At 57.4% G+C, this 277-nt stretch carries 1 pseudogene; it reads left to right on the top strand.

The features are described from left to right. Window positions 1-277, top strand: a pseudogene (gene glmM, locus NDO48_RS29165) (phosphoglucosamine mutase); the annotation flags it as partial.

The raw sequence follows: 277 nt of genomic DNA, 5'->3' as shown, positions 1-277 counted from the left end.
GTGTAGGGGATGCGCCGATCACACCTGATTTTGTGCTTAAGCTGGGTTGGGCCGCGGGTAAAGTGCTGGCGCGCCACGGCTCCCGTAAGATTATTATTGGTAAAGACACGCGTATTTCTGGCTATATGCTGGAGTCAGCACTGGAAGCGGGTCTGGCGGCAGCGGGCCTTTCCGCACTCTTCACTGGCCCGATGCCAACACCGGCCGTGGCTTATCTGACGCGTACCTTCCGCGCAGAGGCCGGAATTGTGATATCTGCATCGCATAACCCGTTCTA

This window comes from Aminobacter sp. MET-1 (assembly GCF_026521175.1).
Taxonomy (GTDB): Bacteria; Pseudomonadota; Alphaproteobacteria; order Rhizobiales; family Rhizobiaceae; genus Aminobacter.
Note: the sequence above shows the minus strand (reverse complement) of the source record. Positions and strands in the feature narration are given on the sequence as shown.